We start from the raw sequence: 18,212 nt of genomic DNA, 5'->3' as shown, positions 1-18,212 counted from the left end.
GCCGATTCCGCTAAAGTCACATGGGCGAAGGGCCAAGAGTCTATTCCGGCTTGGCTGTGACTTCCTGCGGCGTATCTCCTGCGATCTCACCTTGCGCCGCACTGAGTTCAATCAGGCGCTCCAACTTTTGTCCTTGTACTGAGCCCTTAGGCTTAGGGGTTTAGCAGGGGATCGCTGACCCGTCCGAGGACCCTGGGACCACTGGCTCCGGTGACGGTGGGCAGGTTGCCGGCAAAGCCCTGGCGCTGCCAGTAGCCCAGGACGGCAAAGGCGATCGCCTCTTTGTAGCTGGCCGACAGCCCCAGCGCATCGGTGGTTTGCACAGGGCACTCGGGCAGATGGGCCTGGAGGCGAGCCATCAATACCGGATTGTGGCTGCCGCCGCCGCTCACCAACACCCGATCGGGCAGGGCAGGCAAAAAGGCGCGATATTCGCGGGCCACCGAAGCGGCGGTAAACTCCGTTAGCGTGGCGATGGTGTCTACGGCACTTAGACCTTGCCTTTGAACCGCCTGGTGACACCGCTGAAAAAACTCCCAGCCAAACAGCTCGCGCCCGGTAGACTTTGGCGGTGGCTGTAGAAAGTAGGGGTGCTCAAGCCAGTCGTTGACCAGCGATAAACAGGGGCTTCCTTGAGCGGCCCAGGCTCCGTCAATGTCGTAGGTGAGGGTGCCCTCAGAGAGGGTGTGGATAGCGATGTCGATTAAAGAATTGGCCGGCCCAGTATCCCACCCCAGCACCTTGGGCGGGCTGCCCTGGCGATTCCACGGGGGCAGGTAGGCGACGTTGCCAATACCGCCCAAATTTTGCACGCAGCGCCGCTCGGTGGGGTGGCTGAGCAGACAGCAGTCTAGCACTGGGGCTAGGGGGGCACCTTCGCCCCCAGCCTCAATGTCAGCCTGGCGAAAGTCGCTGACCGTAGGCCGACCCAGTCTTTGCGCCAGCACGGCGCCGCGCCCCAGCTGGACTGTGTAAGCCAGCTGAATGGGCCCCTGGTGCATCAGGGTCGGACGACCCACCGGGCGGTGAAATATCGTTTGGCCATGGGAGGCCACCAGATCAGCGGTGCCAGCCTGGGTCATGAGCGCCTGGGCCGCATCGGCAAAGCTGTGGGCTACGGCATCGTCTAAGCGAGCCAGGTTCTCTAAGCTGACCGCTTCCCCAGCGCAGAGGGCCAAAATCTGCTGCTGTAGCTCGGCGGGGTAGGGCCAGGTCAGCCCGTCAATGAAGGAAAGGGTGAGTGCATAGCCCTGCCCGCTCACGTCTACCAGCGCGGCGTCGATGCCGTCGACGGAGGTACCGCTAATTAAACCAATCACGCGCATGGGCTACACCGGTAGACGTTCTAAACCTTTGTTGCTGCCGATTACCACCATGAGCCCGCCCGCCTTAAGCCGGGTGACCGGGCTGGGGTTAATCTCAAACTGGTCGGGATCGTTATCCTGACTGATCGCCAGCAGAGTCAGCTCATAGCGGTTGCGCAGATCGAGGTCAACAATGGTCTTCTGGTCGAAGGCCTTGGGCACAATCACTTCGGCAATGCAGTGGTTGGGGTCGATCTCAAAGCGGTCGAGGATGCCGGGGGTGGTGAGCGATCGCGCCAGTTCGCAGCCCATTTCGTGCTCAGGAAAGACCACGTGATCGGCCCCCACGCGATCGAGCAGCTTGCCGTGAATCTCTGAAGAGGCCTTGGCGACCACGTTTTTAACCCCCGCCTCTTTGAGGTTGAGGGTAGTGATAATGCTTTCTTCAACGTAGTTACCGATCGCCACAATCACGGTGTCAAAGTCGGTAATGCCCGCCTCGCGCAGAGCCGAGGGCTGGGTGGTATCGATTTGGAGAGCGTGGGCGGCAATCTGGTCGGTCAGCGCCTGGCTGACTCGGCGCTCATCGGTATCGGCCGCCAGTACCTCGTAGCCCAGGTTGTTGAGGGTGCCGCACACGGCCCGCCCAAAACGGCCCAGGCCAATGACGGCAAACTGGCGGTTGGGCGATCGCATTTTGCGCAAAAACGTCAGCGACGACAGATTCACAACCCTTTTTCCCCGCTAAAAATAGTGCTCTCAATAGTGCTTTGGCCCTAGCCTGACCAATCTTATCACCCGCCGCCGTATCGCCGTGGCTAGCTGGGTTCTAGCCCAATAGCTATACGGCGAGAAATCTTTTTTGCTAGGCTAACCTAATGGTTTGGCCCAGAGGGTAAAGAGGGACGTGAATATACAACTTGGTCGCGGCAAAGTAGTCCGCAGAGCGTACGGCATTGATGAAATTGCCCTGGTACCAGGGCCCAGAACTCTGGACCCAAGCTTGGCCAACACCCGTTGGCAGATTGGCGGCATTGAGCGCGAGATTCCGATCATTGCTAGCGCCATGGACGGCGTTGTCGATGTGGATATGGCGATTCGCCTATCGGAACTAGGGGCGCTGGGGGTGCTGAATTTAGAAGGCATTCAAACCCGCTACGACGACCCCAACCCCATTCTCGATCAAATTGCCTCGGTGGGCAAAGACGAGTTTGTGGGGCTGATGCAGTCTCTCTATGCTGAGCCGATCAAGCCCGAGCTGATCACCCAGCGCATTCAGGCGATTAAAGCGGGCGGTGGCGTCGCCGCTGTCAGCCTGACTCCCGCCGGGGCGGCTCGCTTTGGCAAGACGGTAGCCGAAGCGGGGGCTGACCTGGTGTTTGTGCAGGCCACAGTGGTGTCTACAGCCCACCTATCGCCCGCAGAAATCAGCCCGCTCGATCTGGCCGCCTTCTGCGCCGAGATGCCGATGCCGGTGATTTTGGGCAACTGCGTCACCTACGACGTGGCGCTCAATTTAATGAAGGCTGGAGCCGCCGCCGTCATGGTCGGTATCGGCCCCGGAGCCGCCTGTACCTCGCGCGGCGTGCTGGGCATTGGCGTTCCTCAGGCAACGGCGGTGGCTGACTGCGCCGCCGCCCGCGATGACTTTTTTGCCGAGACGGGGCGCTATGTGGCGATCGTGGCCGACGGCGGTCTGGTAACGGGCGGCGACATCTGCAAGTGCATCGCCTGCGGTGCCGACGGGGTGATGATTGGCTCGCCCTTTGCCCGCGCCGCCGAAGCACCGGGTCGCGGTTTCCACTGGGGGATGGCGACTCCCAGCCCGGTGCTGCCCCGAGGTACCCGCATCAAGGTGGGCACCACCGGCAGCCTGGAGCAAATCTTGCGCGGCCCGGCTCAGCTCGACGACGGCACCCACAACTTTTTGGGGGCGCTGCAAACCAGCATGGGCACCTTGGGGGCTAAAGACCTTAAAGAAATGCAGCAGGTAGAGGTGGTGATTGCTCCCTCGTTGCTAACCGAGGGCAAGGTGTACCAGAAGGCTCAGCAGTTGGGCATGGGTAAATAAGGAAATCTGGCAGAGACTCAATCGTTGAAAAATGGCTTTGGAGAATCTAGATTCTTCAAAGCCATTATTTGTATCAGTTCTAGGGTCTCTCCACAGGTTTTGGTATTGGTAGCTATGGCAGAATTGGTGAAACAGCTGGAGATCGCCCATGGTTGACATGCAGCAGATTGAAGCGTTGAGTCAACAAATCGCCGAGCAGTTTAACCCCGATCGCATTATTCTATTTGGCTCCTACGCCTATGGTGAACCCACTGCCGACTCCGATGTCGATCTGCTAGTAGTTTTGCCCTTCGAGGGATATCCGGCTCGCAAAGCAGCAGAGATCCGTTGTCAGGTTAGACCGGGGTTTGCCCTTGATTTATTGGTGCGAACTCCTGAATACTTGACTCAGCGTTTAACCATGCAGGACTTTTTTTTAGAAGATATCGTTAACAACGGTAAAGTGCTGTACGACAGCAACATTACAGGAGTGGATTGACAAGGCAGAGGGAGATTTTGGCACGGCTAGCCGAGAATTGCAGGTTCAGCAAATGCCAAATTACGATGCCGTTTGTTTCCACACCCAACAGTGTGTCGAAAAATATCTCAAAGCAAGGCTGCTGGCCGCTGACATTTCCTTTCCTAAAATCCATGACCTGACGGCTCTGCTAACGCTACTTAATCCTGTAGAGCCTGAGTGGGAGCGCTTTCGCCCAGCCTTAGCACTGCTGACTGACTTCGCTGTTGAAGTGCGGTATCCAGGTTTCTCAGCGGATCAAGAGGTAGCAGAGGAAATGTATGAACTGTGTGCCGAGGTGCGGCAGGCGGTGCGGCAAAGTTTGGGTTTGGCATGAGAGATGCTAAAACACCGAGGTTCTAAGTCTTAAAAAACTGGCTTTGGCAACCTTCTGCCAAAGCCAGCTGTTTTCGAGGTTCAGGAAAGGACTGAACGGTAGTGGACTATCCGGCGCGGTTTACCAGCTGCGGGTGGGGGCCAGCGCATGGCCGCGAATCAGGCTGCCCACGGTTTTGGCGGTGATTTTCATCTGCACCAGGGGGTTGGCGGGCACCACGGTCTTGTAGAGGTAGCTGTCGAAGGTAAGCTTTTGCACATCCATGTCAGAGCACATTTCGACAAAGGCCTCGCGGGTGGCGTCGGAGCGGTAGAACACCGTCTGTAGCAGATCCAGCACTTTGTAGGTCATGCCGTACTGCTTGTCCCAGCGCTTCAGGTAAACCTTGAGGTCAGCCTCGGTAGGAATGCGAGCTCCGCCGTTGGAAAATTCCACAATGGTTTCGGCGCACATGCGGGCCGACTTGGCGGCAAAGTAGATGCCCTCACCGGAGGATTTGGTGACGGTACCGGCGGCATCGCCCACTAGCGCCACCCGACCAACCACCCGGCGGGGACGGGGGTGCTCGGGGATGGGGTGCGCTTCAACTTTGATGATTTCGCCGCCCTCTAGGCGCTTGGCAGCGCGGGCGCGAATGCCGGCCTGGAGACTCTTGATTTTGGCCTGGTTGACCCGCATGGTGCCGGTGCCGACCGCCACGTGGTCATACTTGGGGAACACCCAGGCGTAGAAGTCGGGGGAGACGTCATTGCCTACGTACATTTCGGCCAGGTCTTCGTAGTAGGCCATTTTGTCTTCGGGCAGGCGAATGCGCTCCTGGAAGGCGATCGCGTAGTTGTAGTCGCCCGCCTTAATCGCTTTGGCCACCCGCGAGTTGGCTCCGTCGGCCCCGATCACCAGATCGACCTGGAGGGAGCGGTTGTCGCCCACCAGCCCGTCTTCGCGGTGCTCGGTGTAGTGCAGGGTATAGGCCCCAGTCTCGGTGGTAGGAATTTCGAGGGTGTGAACGGTGCCGTTAATCAGCTTAGCGCCGTGCTGGGCCGCGCGATCGCGCAGAAACCCGTCCAGCACCTCGCGGCGGCACATGCCGATGTACTCGTCATTCTTGAGGGTGCTGCCGATGTTGACCTCAACGTTGGAGGGGGAGATCATCTTCATCTTGCGCACGCGGCGATCGATGATTTCAGGCGGCAGGTCAAACTCATCGACCATGCACAGGGGAATGGCCCCACCGCAGGGCTTAGCGTTGTCGAGCTTGCGCTCGAACAGGTAAGTTTCAATACCGGCTTTGACTAATGTCTCAGCAGCCGAGGAGCCTGCTGGACCTGATCCTACTACTGCTACCCGAAGTACCAAGGGTGCCTACTCCACTATTGCAAAAGCTACGGATGAATCGTATCACGGGATTTTGGGCATTTTGGGCCACTCTCACGGGTTGTAACTCGATTGAAACACTCGTTTACATTGAGTTATCACGATTGGGCGACGATCTATTCCTTGGCCAGAGAGAATTCTATGGGTAGGCATGGGGGAGGGGGTGAGGATGATGAAGGGGATGGAAAAAGTAAAAGGATGGGAGCGATAAGGATCTGGGGGCAGTAGGGAAGAAGGGTTCCCTGGGTTATGGCTGCTGCCTCACTGGCCTCACTATTACTATTGACGACGCTGGTCTTACTCAGCTTCTAAATCAACGCCTAGCTCATCGACGAGCCAGTTGAGCACCTGCTGGCGCTCGCCGGGGGTGAGGTAGAAGCGGCCGGTCTGGCGCAGGCGATCGTTCATATCTTCGGTATCGGCCAGGGTAAACAGCCCGGCGGTGGTACCCAGGGTGCAGAGAATGTCGTCGCGCCCCTGCTGGTCGAGCCCACCGTAGCGGTAGCGGGCAATGTGCTTGCCCAGGCGGGTAAAGTCGTAGCTATCCTGGGCCAGCCGCTGCTTTTTGTCGTCGGGAATGGGCTCACCCGCCGCCATTTTGGCGTAGTCGGTATCCAACATATCGAGGGGAACGATGCGGGGCTGGGAATGGGAACTCAAACTGCCTCCTGTGGCCTACGAGCGGCCAAAAACATCTGCACAGGGCATGCCTGACCAGAGGTATCAGGGTAATTGACTGGCTGGGATTAGCCCTGGTTCTGTTGGATAGTTTTTAGAAATGGACCAATATCCTGCTTCAGGCCCTGCCTCAGGGCAGATCGGCAATCTCTATCGCCTGGTAGGCCTCCTCAGAAAGCAGGTCGGTTTCTGACAGCACCCGATCGAGAAATACTCTGCCCTCCAGGTGGTCCGCCTCGTGCTGAAAGATGCGGGCGACGAAGCCCTCCCACACCTGACGCTGGGGCTGACCATAGCGATCGCAGTACTCTACCTCAACCGTCCGATGACGGGGCACCCGACCGCGCCATCCGGGCACGCTGAGACAGCCTTCCCAGCCCAGCTCTAAATCGTCGCTGGCAGCTATTACCTGGGGGTTGAGCATCACCACCGGCTCCATATGGGGGGCGTGGGGGTAGCGCAGGTTGGGGCGCGAAGCCACCACCAGCACCCGCAGCGCCTGGCCCAGTTGGGGAGCGGCAATACCGACGCCATTGGCGGCTCGCATCGTGTCAAGCATCTGATCAATTAGCTGTTGCAGAGGCCCGTCACTCGCCGCTGCTGCAGGCGATACTACCGGCTGAGCCACCTGGCGCAGGACCGGATGACCCAGGGTTAACACCTTTGCTGAGGGAGCCTGGCCTTGGGGTTTGGACGGCTGCCATTGAGAGGAGTCTGGCATAGTCATTGCGCTCAGCTGGGGAGGGGAATGCGAGTTGTCGATCAATACTGTAGTCATTGTATACATCGGCCCCAGGAACCTGGCACCTGTGCTTCAATAAACCAGCAGGATGCTACCGGCACCTGAATCGACTGGGGCACTACGGATCCAATTTTTTCTTAAACGCTAGATGTAGAATTAGGGACATTTTTTCACCATATATCTAGTACCCTAAAGATCCCCAACGCCACCACGACTGGCTACTCCAGTCTGGGGTCAGGTTTTGGGAAAGCGGCTACACCTCTTGGAAAACCCAATTCTGGTGCCTAAGTTCTGGCGCCAGAGTACTAGCGGGATGGAGGTGGCCCCGAGTGACTAACCCTGCGATATGTCTGCCCTTGGGCAGCGGTTCTTTAAGAGGTAAACCGTGGATCAGGCCCTAAATCGGTTGTGGGAAGAGGTGCTGAGTCAGCTTCAGGTGGAGCTGAGCCGCCCCACCTTTGAAACCTGGATTAAGCCGGCCCAGGCGCAAACCCTGAGCGATCGCGCCCTGGTGATTTCGACCCCCAACCCCTTTGCCCGCAACTGGGTGCAGAAGCACTACGCGGGCACCATTACCCAGGTGGTCAACAATATTTTGGGCAAGGCCATTGAGCTTCAGGTGACCGTGGTGCCGGAGGGAGAAAATGCCGCCGCCGCGCTGCTGCCCATGGCCGAGGTCAGCTGGCCCACCCAGACTCCCGCCCTGCCGACGCGACCCGCGCCGCCGACGCGCCAGGCTCTGGCAGAGCCACCGTCCCCCACCCAGGAAAACTACAACGACCTCAACCCCAAGGCGGTGTTTTCGCGCTTTGTGGTGGGGGCCAACAACCGGATGGCCCACGCGGCGGCGCTAGCGGTGGCCGAAGCCCCAGGGCGCGAGTTTAACCCGCTGTTTTTGTGCGGCGGGGTGGGCCTGGGCAAAACCCACCTGATGCAGTCCATTGGTCACTACCGCCAGGAAATTGCCCCCCAGGCGCGGGTGGCTTACGTCTCGACTGAGCAGTTCACCAACGACCTGATTACCGCCATTCGCCGCGACAGCATGCAGCACTTTCGCTCCCACTACCGGGATGTGGATATTTTGCTGGTGGATGATATTCAGTTTATTGAGGGCAAGGAATACACCCAGGAGGAATTTTTTCATACCTTTAATACGCTGCACGAGGCGGGCAAGCAGATTGTGCTGGCCTCAGACCGCCCCCCCAACCAAATTTTGCGCCTGCAGGACCGGCTGATCTCACGCTTCTCGATGGGGCTGATTGCCGACATTCAGGCCCCCGACTACGAAACCCGGATCGCCATTCTGCAGAAGAAGGCGGAGTATGAGCAGGTGCAGATTCCCCGCGAGGCGATCGAGTACATTGCCGCCAGCTATACCTCCAACATTCGCGAGCTAGAGGGGGCTCTGATTCGCGCGATCGCCTACACGTCGATTTCGGGCCTGCCGATGACGGTCGAAAATTTGATGGCCGTGCTCAACCCGCCCGCCGACAAAATTGAGGCCTCCCCCGGTGCGGTGATCGCAGCGGTATCCGAGCAGTTTGGGGTGTCGATAGACGACCTCAAAGGCGCTTCGCGGCGACGAGAGATCAGCCAGGCTCGCCAAATCGGTATGTACCTGATGCGGCGGCATACCGACCTCAGTTTGCCTAAAATTGGCGATGCCTTCGGCGGCAAAGACCATACGACGGTGCTTTACAGCTGCTCTAAAATCGAAAAACAGCTCAAGCGCGACCTCGATCTGGCCCAGACCATTCGGCAGCTGGGCGATCGCATCAGCATGGCCGAGCGCGGGCGCTAAATCAATCGATGTGGAGATAGGCGCTGGCGATAATGTATCAAGACCTGGTTACCCAAGCCCGTTCTAAGTCACATAACCCTGCACACCCTGTTGCCGCATCCCTGGATATAAATCAACCCAGTCCGCCCTTGCAGAGCTGTTATGGACAAGGAGACACCCAAAAATTCTGTTCAGGTTGAGAGCCGGGCCGAGTGGCGCGAGTGGCTGGCGGCAAATTACGCCCGCAGTCAGGGGATCTGGTTAATTACCTACAAAAAATTGCCGGGTAGGCCCTACGTTTCGTATAACGACGTGGTTGAAGAAGCGCTCTGCTTTGGCTGGATTGACAGCAAGCCCAACCGGCTCGACGACGAGCGCACCATGCTGTGGTTTGCCCCCCGCCAGCCCGGTACCGGCTGGTCGGCGCTGAACAAAAAACGGATTGAGGCGCTGACGACGGCGGGGCTGATGAGGCCCCCTGGGCTAGCTAAGCTTGAGGCGGCCCGGCAGGACGGTTCGTGGGAGAAGCTCGATGCGATCGAGCGGCTGGAGATACCAGCGGATCTGGCGACGGCCCTGGCGGCTAACGCCACGGCCCAGACCAATTTTGACGCGTTTCCGCGATCGGCCAAGCGCGGCATTCTGGAGTGGATCGCCAGCGCCAAGCGAGCCGAAACTCGAGATCGCCGCGTGACCGAAACGGTAGACTTGGCCGCGCAAAACATTCGCGCCAACAGCTGGCCCAGGCGCGGCTAGGGCCAGTGCTGGAGCGCTTCGCTGGCCGCCGCCAGCGGTAGGGGGCGAGAGAAGAGATAGCCCTGGGCGGCTTCGCAGCCGAGCTGTAGCAGCTGCGATCGCTGCTCTGCGGTCTCGACTCCTTCGGCGATGCAGTCCATCTCCAGGTTGTGGGCCAGGTCAATAATGGCCTGCACAATGCCCTGGCGGCGGGGCTGCATTTGGCTGACAAAGGAGCGGTCAATCTTGAGGGTCTGGACGGCAAACTGGCTGAGGTAGCGCAGCGACGAGTAGCCGGTACCAAAATCGTCGATGCTAAGCTGCATGCCTCGGGCGGTAATGTCGGCCAGGGTTTGGGCAATGCTGTCTGACTGCTCCAGCAAAACGCGCTCGGTAATTTCAAGCTTAAGGCGATCGCCCCGTACGCCGGTTTCAGCCAGAATGTGGTCGAGGGTAGTGATAAAGGTGGCATCGCGGAACTGCTGCCCCGAGACATTGACGCTGACCCGAAAATTGTCGTCGAGGGAATACTCGTTTTCCCACTGTTTGATGGTTTGGCAAACCTGGCGCAAAACCTGGCTGCCGATCGCTTTAATTAAGCCGGTGTCTTCGGCCAGGTCAATAAAATCGCCCGGCATCACCAGCCCCCGGCCGGGGTGTTGCCAGCGCACCAGGGCCTCAAACCCCAGCAGAGCCTGGGTGGATAGCGAAACAATGGGCTGATAGTAGGTGACAAAGTGCTGCTGGTGAATGGCCAGGCGCAGATCGTTTTCCAGGTTGAGCAGCGCGATCGCCTCCTGATACATTTCGAGGCCAAAAATTTCGTAGCGGTTGCGGCCCAGGGCCTTGGCGCGGTACAGGGCGATATCGACATCGCGAAAAATTTCGTTGCTGGTTTTGTAGGCGCTGTTGCCCATCAAGATACCAATACTTGCCGAGGTGAAAATGATTTTGCCATCCACTTCGATCGGACTTTCCAGCACGGTTTTGATTCGTTCTGCCACCTGAATCGCTTCTTTTAGGTCAGTGATTCGGTCCAGAAAAATCACAAATTCATCGCCCCCCCAGCGCGACACCATATCGATATCGCGAACGCAGCTCTTGAGCAGGCTGCTCACGGCAATCAGCAGTTTGTCGCCGGTCAGGTGCCCCAGGCTGTCGTTGACGGCTTTGAAGCGATCGAGGTCGATCATCAGCAGGCCAAAGCAGGTCTGGCTGTAGCGCTGGCACTGCAGAATTTCTAGCTCCAGGCGCTTGGCTAGCCAGTCGCGGTTGGGCAGGTGGGTGAGCGCATCGTGTAGCGAGTCGTAGCGCAGCTGCTTCTCAATTTTGACTCGGCGGGTCACATCCCTGGAGCTGGTGACCGTGCTTGTCATCTGCCCCGTCTCATCGAGTACTGGTTTGGTCAGGGTTTCGAGCCAGAGATAGCGCCCCGACTGGCGGCGAAACCGATAGCAGAGGGTCATCGCCTGAGTAGATTCTAGGGGCGCTTTAAAGTGAATCTGCACGTATTGGAGATCGTCGGGATGGCAAAAGTCGGCGATCGATTTGCCGATTAGCGCTTCAGGGGCATAGCCCAGCAGGGTTTGAGCCGACGGGCTGACGTAGAGAAACTGCCCATCTGGGTTGTGCAGACAGACCAAATCGCCCATGTGGTCGGCAATCAGCCGGTAGCGCAGTTCGCTGTGGCGCAGGTCTTGTTCGACCTGCTGCCGCACCTGTATTTCGGCCTGCAGCGATCGGTTGGCGGTGCCCAGTTCGTGGGTGCGCTGCTGCACCTGGTTTTCGAGCTCCTGGTTAAACTGCTGTAGCTGCAGCTGGGCCTGCCTCAGGCTGAGCTGGGTGCTGACCCTGGCCATCACCTCGATGGTTTTGAAGGGCTTGGTCACGTAGTCTACGCCGCCGACCGTGAAGGCCTTGACCTTGTCTAGGGCCTCGTCGAGGGCGCTGAGAAAAATGACCGGAATGGCCTCGGTGGCCGGGTCTGCTTTGAGGGTTTGGCAGACGGTATAGCCATCCATATCGGGCAGCATGATGTCGAGCAGGATGAGGTCGATGGGGGTAGAGCGGGCCACCGTTAGCGCCATGGTGCCGGTCAGCACGGCCCGCGTTTCGTAGCCCTGGGCCGATAGCTCCCGCGTCAGCAGATGCAGGTTATCGGGTATATCATCGACAATTAAAATGACGGGTTTAGGGCTGCAAGTGGTGCTCATCGTCCCCGAGGGTGAGGGTCATAAGTTTGTCAAACTGGAAGTTGTTGATCCAGCGGTGCAGGGTTTGATGAACGGCGGCTTGATCGGGTGACAGGTCTTCTATCAGCCGCAGTAGGGCTTGCTGGTCGGCCTGGGTGGCGGCTTGGTAAACGCGATCGCGCCAGGCCGCAGGCATATCCTTTAGGCTACCCTTCGGTAGGTCAACAACCCCAGGAGCCTCTACGGCTGCACTGGGTTCGGGCTGGGCGTAGGTAAACTCCACCCCCAGGTGCTGCCTCAGCTTACCGACAATTACCTCTGGCTGAAAGGGCTTGCGAATAAAGTCGTCGCAGCCCGCCGAGAGCACCAGCGATTTTTCTTCAGCAAAGACGCTGGCGGTGAGCGCAATAATGGCGGTGGCCTGCCCCTGCATCTGCGCTTTGATCTGGCGCGTGGCCTCAAAGCCATCCATTACAGGCATGCGCATGTCCATCCAGATCAGGTGGGGCCGCCAGGTTTGCCACTGGGCGATCGCCTCCTGGCCGTTGCAGGCTTCGCGCACCTCGAACCCTAAATCGAGCAGAAACTGCCTCAGCAAGCGACGATTGCTGAACTGGTCATCGACTACCAGCAGTCGACAGGGCGACTGGTGAGGGGCCAGCCCGGTGGCCTGACGCACAGGCAGCGGGGGCAGTTGAGCCGCGGTGGCCGGCTGCACCGGCACCACTACGCTAAATTGTGACCCCTGTCCAAGCTGGCTGTGCACCTCAATACTGCCTCCCATCAGCTGCACAAACTGATCGCTAATTCGCAGCCCCAGGCCAGTGCCTTCGTGGCTGACCCGCCCAGCTTCGGTTTGTGAGAAAGCTTGAAACAGCAGCCCTAGCTCCTCGGGGGCAATGCCAGGACCAGAGTCGATGACCTCAAACCGCAGCCTGTAGCCCTGGGGGCTGGGGGCCGTCATGGGCAAAACCCGCAGAGTGACGTGGCCTGCCTCGGTGAATTTAACCGCGTTGTTGAGCAGATTCATGAGCACCTGGCGCAGCTTGCGCTCATCGGCTTGAATGAACTGCGGCAGGTCAGCGCCGCACTCTACGGTGAAGTGAACTGACTTGGCTTTGGCCCGCAGCGAGAAAATGCTCTCCAGGTTGGCAATCAGGCCAGACAGGCTGAAGGCGGTAGCGTTGAGGGTGACGCACCCAGCTTCAATTTTGGCCAGGTCGAGTACGTCATTGATTAGCTCTAGCAGGTGTTCGCCGCTTGAGTGAATCAGGTCTAGCTCGCCGTAGTGCGGCGCTAGATCGGGCTGGCGGCGCAGCAGATTGGTAAAGCCCAGCACGGCGTTGAGGGGGGTGCGCAGTTCGTGGCTCATGTTGGCTAAAAATTCGCTTTTGGCCTGGTTGGCGACCTCAGCCGTTTGCTTAGCCTGCTGCAATTCCTGAAATTTTTGAGTCAGGGTAACGGCCATCTGCTGAAAGTTTTGCACCAGCGATCGCAGTTCTAGTACCGGGCTGTTGGGCCACTGAATGACCCGCCGTTCCTGCACCTGGGTAGGCAGGTTGGTCGTCACCTGGGTCAGTTCAAAGAGCGGGTCAACAAACCGCTGGCTGAGCCAGGTGGCAATCGCCAGCGCCAGCCCCGTCACCCCCATCAAAATGAGCAGGCTTTTGGTGTGCTCCTGCTGCACCCGGTAAACCTGAGGCTGGGCCGCTAACTCGACGATTAACGTCCAGCCTGCGATCGCGGGCAGGGGTACCTCTTGTACAAACAGAGAGTTGCGCCAGCGTACGGCATTGAGGTCGCTACCCGAAGTTGGCAACCACTGATAGGTGTCGTCGCTGAGGCTAACGACTTCTCCGGTTTGGCGCAGGTCAAACACCGTACCCCAGGGCCGTGCCGGGTCGGTACTGATCAGTACCCGTTGATCGCGATCGACCAGGGCCATTTGAAAATTGAGCGTAGTGGCGGTTTCTGCCACCATCGTTTGCAGGGTGGTGAGGTTGATTTCGCCCCAAACACGCCCCTCAGCCCGCCCCCGATTGAGCACCGACTGGCTCAGCAAAACGGTGTTTTCCTGACGGGTATCGATTCCCAGGCGATCGGAGGAGAGGACTGGCTTAGCATTGACGGCGGTATGGCTGGCGAAGGGAATGCGAAGCGTATGGTTAGGGCCATGGTTGTTATCGGTCTGGGCCACAATCTGATTGGCAGCATTGGTCACAACCAGGTGCTGAAAATCGGGAATCAGCGCTTGAATGGTTTCAGCCTGGGCCTCAAGAGCAGTCTTTTGAGTTGGTGAAGACGTCACCTCCGCCTCAGCGGCAATTTGGGCGAGGGCTGTCGTGGCGCTGGCATGGCGGTCGTACCAGCTGTCGATGCGGGCCGCCAGGGGTTGAGAAAAAAGGTTGAGGTGAATTTGCTCTTCGCTCACCACATTAGCCACGACCCGGTGGCTATTGATAGCCATTAATAGTAGGGTAGGAAAAAAGGCAGCGGCCACCAGCAGGTTAAACAGCGTCTGCTGTAGCGATAGAGCACTGGTCGGCTGAGGCCGCCCCAGCCAGCGATAGAGGGGCGTATAGGCCAGCAGCAGGCTGGCGACTAGGGCATTAAAAATGCCGTTAATTGCCTGCTTGAGCGCAATGACTTGGGTTTGGTTGGGGTCTAACCCCAGCACCTGGTTATAGAACAACCACACCAGCGGTATGCCCAGCACCACCCAAAACAGGGCGCAGAGCAGTACCAGGTTGTGCTGGCGGCGACGCAGGGCAAAACTCGCTACCACCAAAAACTCCGCCGAGAAAATGACAATGGCGTAGGGATGGTTCCATAAAAAATAGGTGCAGCTGGCGGCAATTAGAGCGGCGATCGCCCCCCAGCGCACCCCGTAAAAGCCAAGCACCAGCCAAACCGCAATGGTGCCAAATAAAAAGTCAATGTTAAAGAAAAACGACCAGCGCAAGTAGTTGCCCAGCACGCCCAGCAGCAGCAGAATGCCTAACCCGAGGCTACTCTGCCGATGTTTTAAGGCTTTTTGCGGTAGCGATAGCTTTTCCAACGCTCTCTCCACCGGCACTGACTGCTGCATACGCTATCCCCACTGACAACGATTCAACCTCAAAGCGGTCTGGGTCGTTGTCATTACCTCAAACCGTCTGAATGGGTGGTAGCGACTGCATTTACGGCAACCTAGCCCAGCCACACCCTGACTTTAAAGTGCCCACAGGGTCATAAAACCCACTTTGATTAAAGAAGTTAACTTACGTGGCTATTCAGGACATTGAAAGGCCGCTCTGACACCGCTCCAGAGATTAGGTCTCAAGGCCAAATCTGGCGACTAAAAAATTCTTGGCTGATTCCCGCAAACCCTTGATTGGCAGTGGGTTTAAGCCTTTAAGAAAAGGTTGGGTTACGGTCATTCAAAGCCCCCTTACCCGTCGGTTATCCGGGAGGCAACTAGCTGCTAGCGGCAAAAACTTGTTGACAAATCGAAACAGATGACACAGGACACGGTCTAAGTTCGTTTTAAACTGTGGCCATCAGTCCAGGTTCTTGGGTCCGTTTTTTTGACCACGGTGTAGAAAATCTGTTACCAACTGTAACCCAAGGACGTTTAAGCTCCGCACTGACGCCAGTAGGCCCGCCGTTGTAGCTGTAAGAGGATTTCCCTATGACTTTATTTGCTAGCGATAATGTTCTAGTTCCCATCGATTTTTCTGAAGAGGCCGGTCACGCCCTCAACGAAACCCTTGCCTTTTTTCAGAACGCCACTAACATTCACGTCATTCACGTTCTTTCGTCGCTAGAGCCAACTCAACCGGGTATGGTATGGCAAACGGTGGATGATCAAACTCGCATTGACCACATTAAAGCGCTATTCCACGAAAAATTTTCTGGGCAGGCCTATGAGAACATCAAATTTACGGTAAAAATTGGCAACCCAAGCTCTGAAATTATCGATTATGCCGAGGACAATGCTGTTGATTTAATCGTCATTCCCTCCCGGGGACGAACGGGATTATCTAGATTTTTTCTAGGGTCTGTAGCGGAGCGGGTGGTACGGTTTGCTCGCTGCCCCGTTTTGGTTTTGCGTCACTAGTTCTGCGCTGCCAGCAGCCCAACAACATAGCTTCAAACGATAGTGCCATCAGATTAGGCTGATGGCACTATCGTGTTTTTGCATAGTTGCTATCGAGGGTATACTTTGCTGTTCAATCGGGGGCACTTTAGGCTTAGGGCAGCTAGAGAAAACAGCAAGCCTTAGGACTGGAGGTAATTATGCTTTGGCTTTCTATGGTTCAAACCTCAGAAGCACTAGACCCGATCGCGCCTGACAGCCGCCCCTGGGCAACGGTAGAAAAGTTCTGGCGATTTTGCAAGCTATACGGTGACTATCAGGCTACACCGCCGCGCTTGCGGCGTCAGTTCATTATTAGTTTGGAGCAGGCTCGTAAAAATGAGTCGGGGCAAAATGGGGTAGACCGCTGTGCTGACCTACCCCAACAGTCCTAGGGCGTGTCATCAATTCTGGCCAGAAGCGCTGTATTACAAGCTTGGCCACGCCCTACCCAAAAAAAGGCTAGGGGCTGTAGTCCTTGATTTTCAGGCATCCAGCAGCTAATTGATGACAGCTCCTAAGACTCGTCTGACGAGCTAACGGCAACTGGGCTGTAGGTTTGCATCTCGCCAGTGCTCAAGCGCTGCCAGTAGTCTTTTAAGTCGCCAGCGATTTCATTGGAGAGAATATAGCAGCCGATCAGGTTGGGGAAGGCCATGCCCAGCAGCATCAGGTCGCTGAAGTCGATAATTAGCCCCAGGCTGGTCAGGGTGCCCAAAAAGGTGCAGACCACGTAGATGACTTTGAACACAATGGTGGTGCGCTCGCCAAACAGGTAGGCCCAGGCCTGAATGCCGTAGTAGCTCCAGGAAATAATGGTGGAGAAAGCAAACAGGCAGACCGCAATGCTCAGCACAATCGGGAACCAGCCGATTACCGAGGCGAAGGCGTTGGCGGTCATGGCGACGCCGCTCAGCTCGGCCCCGGTGTCTTGGTAAACGCCGGTCAGCACGATCGCGATCGCCGTCATGTTGCAGATCACGATGGTGTCGATGAAAGGCTCTAGCAGGGCCACAATGCCCTCGCGAATGTGCTCGTCGGTGCGAGCGGCGGCGTGGGCAATGGGGGCCGACCCTACCCCGGCTTCGTTAGAGAACGAGCTGCGGCGAATGCCCTGCACGATGACCCCAACCAGGCCGCCCACCGCTGCGGTAGGAGCAAAGGCCTCGCTAAAGATGGTGCCAATGGCGGCGGGCACCTGACCAATATTGGCCACAATCACAAAAATGCAGGCGATCGCGTAGATCAGCGCCATGGCGGGCACCAGCTTCTCGGCTACCGCCCCAATCCGGCGAATGCCGCCGATGATCACAAAGGCCGCCAGGGAGGCCAAAATTAGGCCAAACACCCAGGCGGGCAGCCCTGGAATCAGGCTAGAAATCGCCGCGTAGGCCTGGTTTGACTGAAACATATTGGCCCCGCCCAGGCTGCCGCCCAGGCACAGAATGCAGAACAGCACCGCCAGCCCCTGGCCCAGCGGCCGCATCCCTTTGGGCGCTAGGCCGCGGGTCAAGTAATACATGGGACCGCCCAGCACCGTGCCGTCGTTGTCGATGCGGCGGTACTTGACCGCCAGCGAGCACTCGACAAACTTGGTCACCATGCCCAAAAAGCCCGCCAGGGTGAGCCAAACCATCGCCCCCGGCCCGCCGAGCTGAATGGCGATCGCCACCCCGGCAATATTCCCCAGACCAACTGTGCCCGACACCGCCGTCGCCAGCGCCTGAAAGTGCGACACCTCGCCCTCGTCATGGGGGTCGTCGTACTTGCCCTGCACTACCTCAATGGCATGCCTGAAGCCCCGCAGGTTGATAAACCCCATCCGCACGGTAAAAAACAGCGCCGCGACAAACAGCCACAGCACAATAAACGGAAAGCCGTTCTCGCCGCCAACGGGGAAAAAGAGCAGCAGCGCCATCACGTTGACGATCGGCTCAAAAATGGCGTCAACCCCAGTGGTGGCTCCCTCCTGCCCCCAGGCGGGCGGCACAATGCTGACCAGCAGCAGCGCCACCAACCCCAGCCCCACCCAGGAGCGGTGCTGCTTTAAGTCTCGCCAGCGGTGGACAGCCCACACCGGCCAAGGAGACTTAGGGGGCGACATACGCTTGGGATGACTCATAACGTTGAATGGTAGAAGGACATTTGAGGGCAGAAGTCTGGCCGCAGCAGTGTTTGAGATCTGCGGGCGATCGGGAGTCAGTATAGGGGTTAGACGCCAACAGGCCGCAACATGAGCACAAAATTCTTATCTTTCCCAGGTACAGATAGCAATTTTTTCAGCCTCTTACTGTTACTTCAGACACTCTCTGCCGTCGCTCAGCAGAGGCCTCAGTAGGGTCAACCGAACCTCTCAGTCGAGAAATTGCCGCTTGTAAATTTTGCC

At 57.8% G+C, this 18,212-nt stretch carries 15 protein-coding genes and 1 pseudogene; 8 read left to right on the top strand and 8 right to left on the bottom strand.

Annotated elements, in window-relative coordinates:
* Positions 1–142, top strand: a pseudogene (locus ACQ4N7_RS23120) (IS4 family transposase); the annotation flags it as partial.
* A 10-nt stretch (positions 143–152) separates the two neighbouring features.
* On the opposite strand, the gene ACQ4N7_RS23115 reads toward ACQ4N7_RS23120, so the two are convergent.
* Complete coding sequence (locus tag ACQ4N7_RS23115) at positions 153–1,325, bottom strand: anhydro-N-acetylmuramic acid kinase (RefSeq protein ID WP_430713802.1); 1,173 nt, start codon at positions 1,323–1,325, stop codon at positions 153–155.
* Between the two features lie 3 nt (positions 1,326–1,328).
* Entirely contained in the window at positions 1,329–2,033 is a 705-nt protein-coding gene (locus ACQ4N7_RS23110; RefSeq protein WP_430713801.1) for a potassium channel family protein, read from the bottom strand.
* A gap of 178 nt (positions 2,034–2,211) precedes the next feature.
* On the opposite strand from ACQ4N7_RS23110, the gene ACQ4N7_RS23105 reads away from it, so the two are divergent.
* The 3 genes from ACQ4N7_RS23105 to ACQ4N7_RS23095 all read left to right on the top strand — a co-directional run bounded on the left by ACQ4N7_RS23105 (position 2,212) and on the right by ACQ4N7_RS23095 (position 4,208).
* Complete coding sequence (locus ACQ4N7_RS23105; protein ID WP_430713800.1) at positions 2,212–3,375, top strand: GuaB3 family IMP dehydrogenase-related protein; 1,164 nt, start codon at positions 2,212–2,214, stop codon at positions 3,373–3,375.
* Positions 3,376–3,523: 148 nt separating this feature from the next.
* Positions 3,524–3,853: a nucleotidyltransferase domain-containing protein gene (locus ACQ4N7_RS23100; protein WP_430713799.1), complete on the top strand. Its 330-nt coding sequence runs from the start codon at positions 3,524–3,526 to the stop codon at positions 3,851–3,853.
* Between the two features lie 37 nt (positions 3,854–3,890).
* Entirely contained in the window at positions 3,891–4,208 is a 318-nt protein-coding gene (locus tag ACQ4N7_RS23095) for a HEPN domain-containing protein (protein ID WP_430713798.1), read from the top strand.
* A gap of 120 nt (positions 4,209–4,328) precedes the next feature.
* Here ACQ4N7_RS23095 and chlP read toward each other — a convergent pair whose 3' ends face one another.
* The 3 genes from chlP to def all read right to left on the bottom strand — a co-directional run bounded on the left by chlP (position 4,329) and on the right by def (position 6,981).
* Positions 4,329–5,564, bottom strand: a complete 1,236-nt coding sequence (chlP, locus tag ACQ4N7_RS23090) for a geranylgeranyl reductase (RefSeq protein ID WP_430713797.1) — start codon at positions 5,562–5,564, stop codon at positions 4,329–4,331.
* A 315-nt stretch (positions 5,565–5,879) separates the two neighbouring features.
* On the bottom strand, positions 5,880–6,242 hold the full coding sequence (locus ACQ4N7_RS23085; protein WP_430713796.1) for a hypothetical protein: 363 nt from the start codon (positions 6,240–6,242) through the stop codon (positions 5,880–5,882).
* 148 nt (positions 6,243–6,390) lie between these two features.
* Entirely contained in the window at positions 6,391–6,981 is a 591-nt protein-coding gene (gene def, locus ACQ4N7_RS23080) for a peptide deformylase (RefSeq protein WP_430713795.1), read from the bottom strand.
* 406 nt (positions 6,982–7,387) lie between these two features.
* Between def and dnaA the strand changes: the two genes are divergently transcribed.
* Together dnaA and ACQ4N7_RS23070 are read left to right on the top strand one after the other, a co-directional pair.
* Positions 7,388–8,803, top strand: a complete 1,416-nt coding sequence (gene dnaA, locus ACQ4N7_RS23075) for a chromosomal replication initiator protein DnaA (RefSeq protein ID WP_430713794.1) — start codon at positions 7,388–7,390, stop codon at positions 8,801–8,803.
* Between the two features lie 141 nt (positions 8,804–8,944).
* A complete protein-coding gene (locus ACQ4N7_RS23070) occupies positions 8,945–9,538 on the top strand; it encodes a YdeI/OmpD-associated family protein (protein WP_430713793.1) in 594 nt (197 codons plus the stop codon).
* Here ACQ4N7_RS23070 and ACQ4N7_RS23065 read toward each other — a convergent pair.
* Both ACQ4N7_RS23065 and ACQ4N7_RS23060 read right to left on the bottom strand, forming a co-directional pair.
* Positions 9,535–11,730, bottom strand: a complete 2,196-nt coding sequence (locus ACQ4N7_RS23065) for a two-component system response regulator (RefSeq protein WP_430713792.1) — start codon at positions 11,728–11,730, stop codon at positions 9,535–9,537. The two genes, ACQ4N7_RS23070 and ACQ4N7_RS23065, sit on opposite strands and share 4 nt — an antisense overlap.
* Entirely contained in the window at positions 11,708–14,797 is a 3,090-nt protein-coding gene (locus tag ACQ4N7_RS23060; RefSeq protein WP_430713791.1) for an ATP-binding protein, read from the bottom strand. Before ACQ4N7_RS23060 ends, ACQ4N7_RS23065 begins: the two co-directional genes overlap by 23 nt.
* Before the next feature lie 582 nt (positions 14,798–15,379).
* Between ACQ4N7_RS23060 and ACQ4N7_RS23055 the strand changes: the two genes are divergently transcribed.
* A complete protein-coding gene (locus ACQ4N7_RS23055) occupies positions 15,380–15,808 on the top strand; it encodes a universal stress protein (RefSeq protein WP_430713790.1) in 429 nt (142 codons plus the stop codon).
* A gap of 179 nt (positions 15,809–15,987) precedes the next feature.
* Positions 15,988–16,221, top strand: a complete 234-nt coding sequence (locus tag ACQ4N7_RS23050; RefSeq protein ID WP_430713789.1) for a hypothetical protein — start codon at positions 15,988–15,990, stop codon at positions 16,219–16,221.
* 122 nt (positions 16,222–16,343) lie between these two features.
* Here ACQ4N7_RS23050 and ACQ4N7_RS23045 read toward each other — a convergent pair whose 3' ends face one another.
* Positions 16,344–17,948 carry an alanine/glycine:cation symporter family protein gene (locus ACQ4N7_RS23045; RefSeq protein ID WP_430713788.1) on the bottom strand — a complete coding sequence of 535 codons (1,605 nt, stop codon included), beginning with the start codon at positions 17,946–17,948 and terminating at the stop codon, positions 16,344–16,346.
* Between the last annotated feature and the right edge of the window lie 264 nt (positions 17,949–18,212).

This window comes from Nodosilinea sp. AN01ver1 (assembly GCF_050565655.1).
In the GTDB taxonomy this organism is placed as follows: domain Bacteria; phylum Cyanobacteriota; class Cyanobacteriia; order Phormidesmidales; family Phormidesmidaceae; genus Nodosilinea.
Note: the sequence above shows the minus strand (reverse complement) of the source record. Positions and strands in the feature narration are given on the sequence as shown.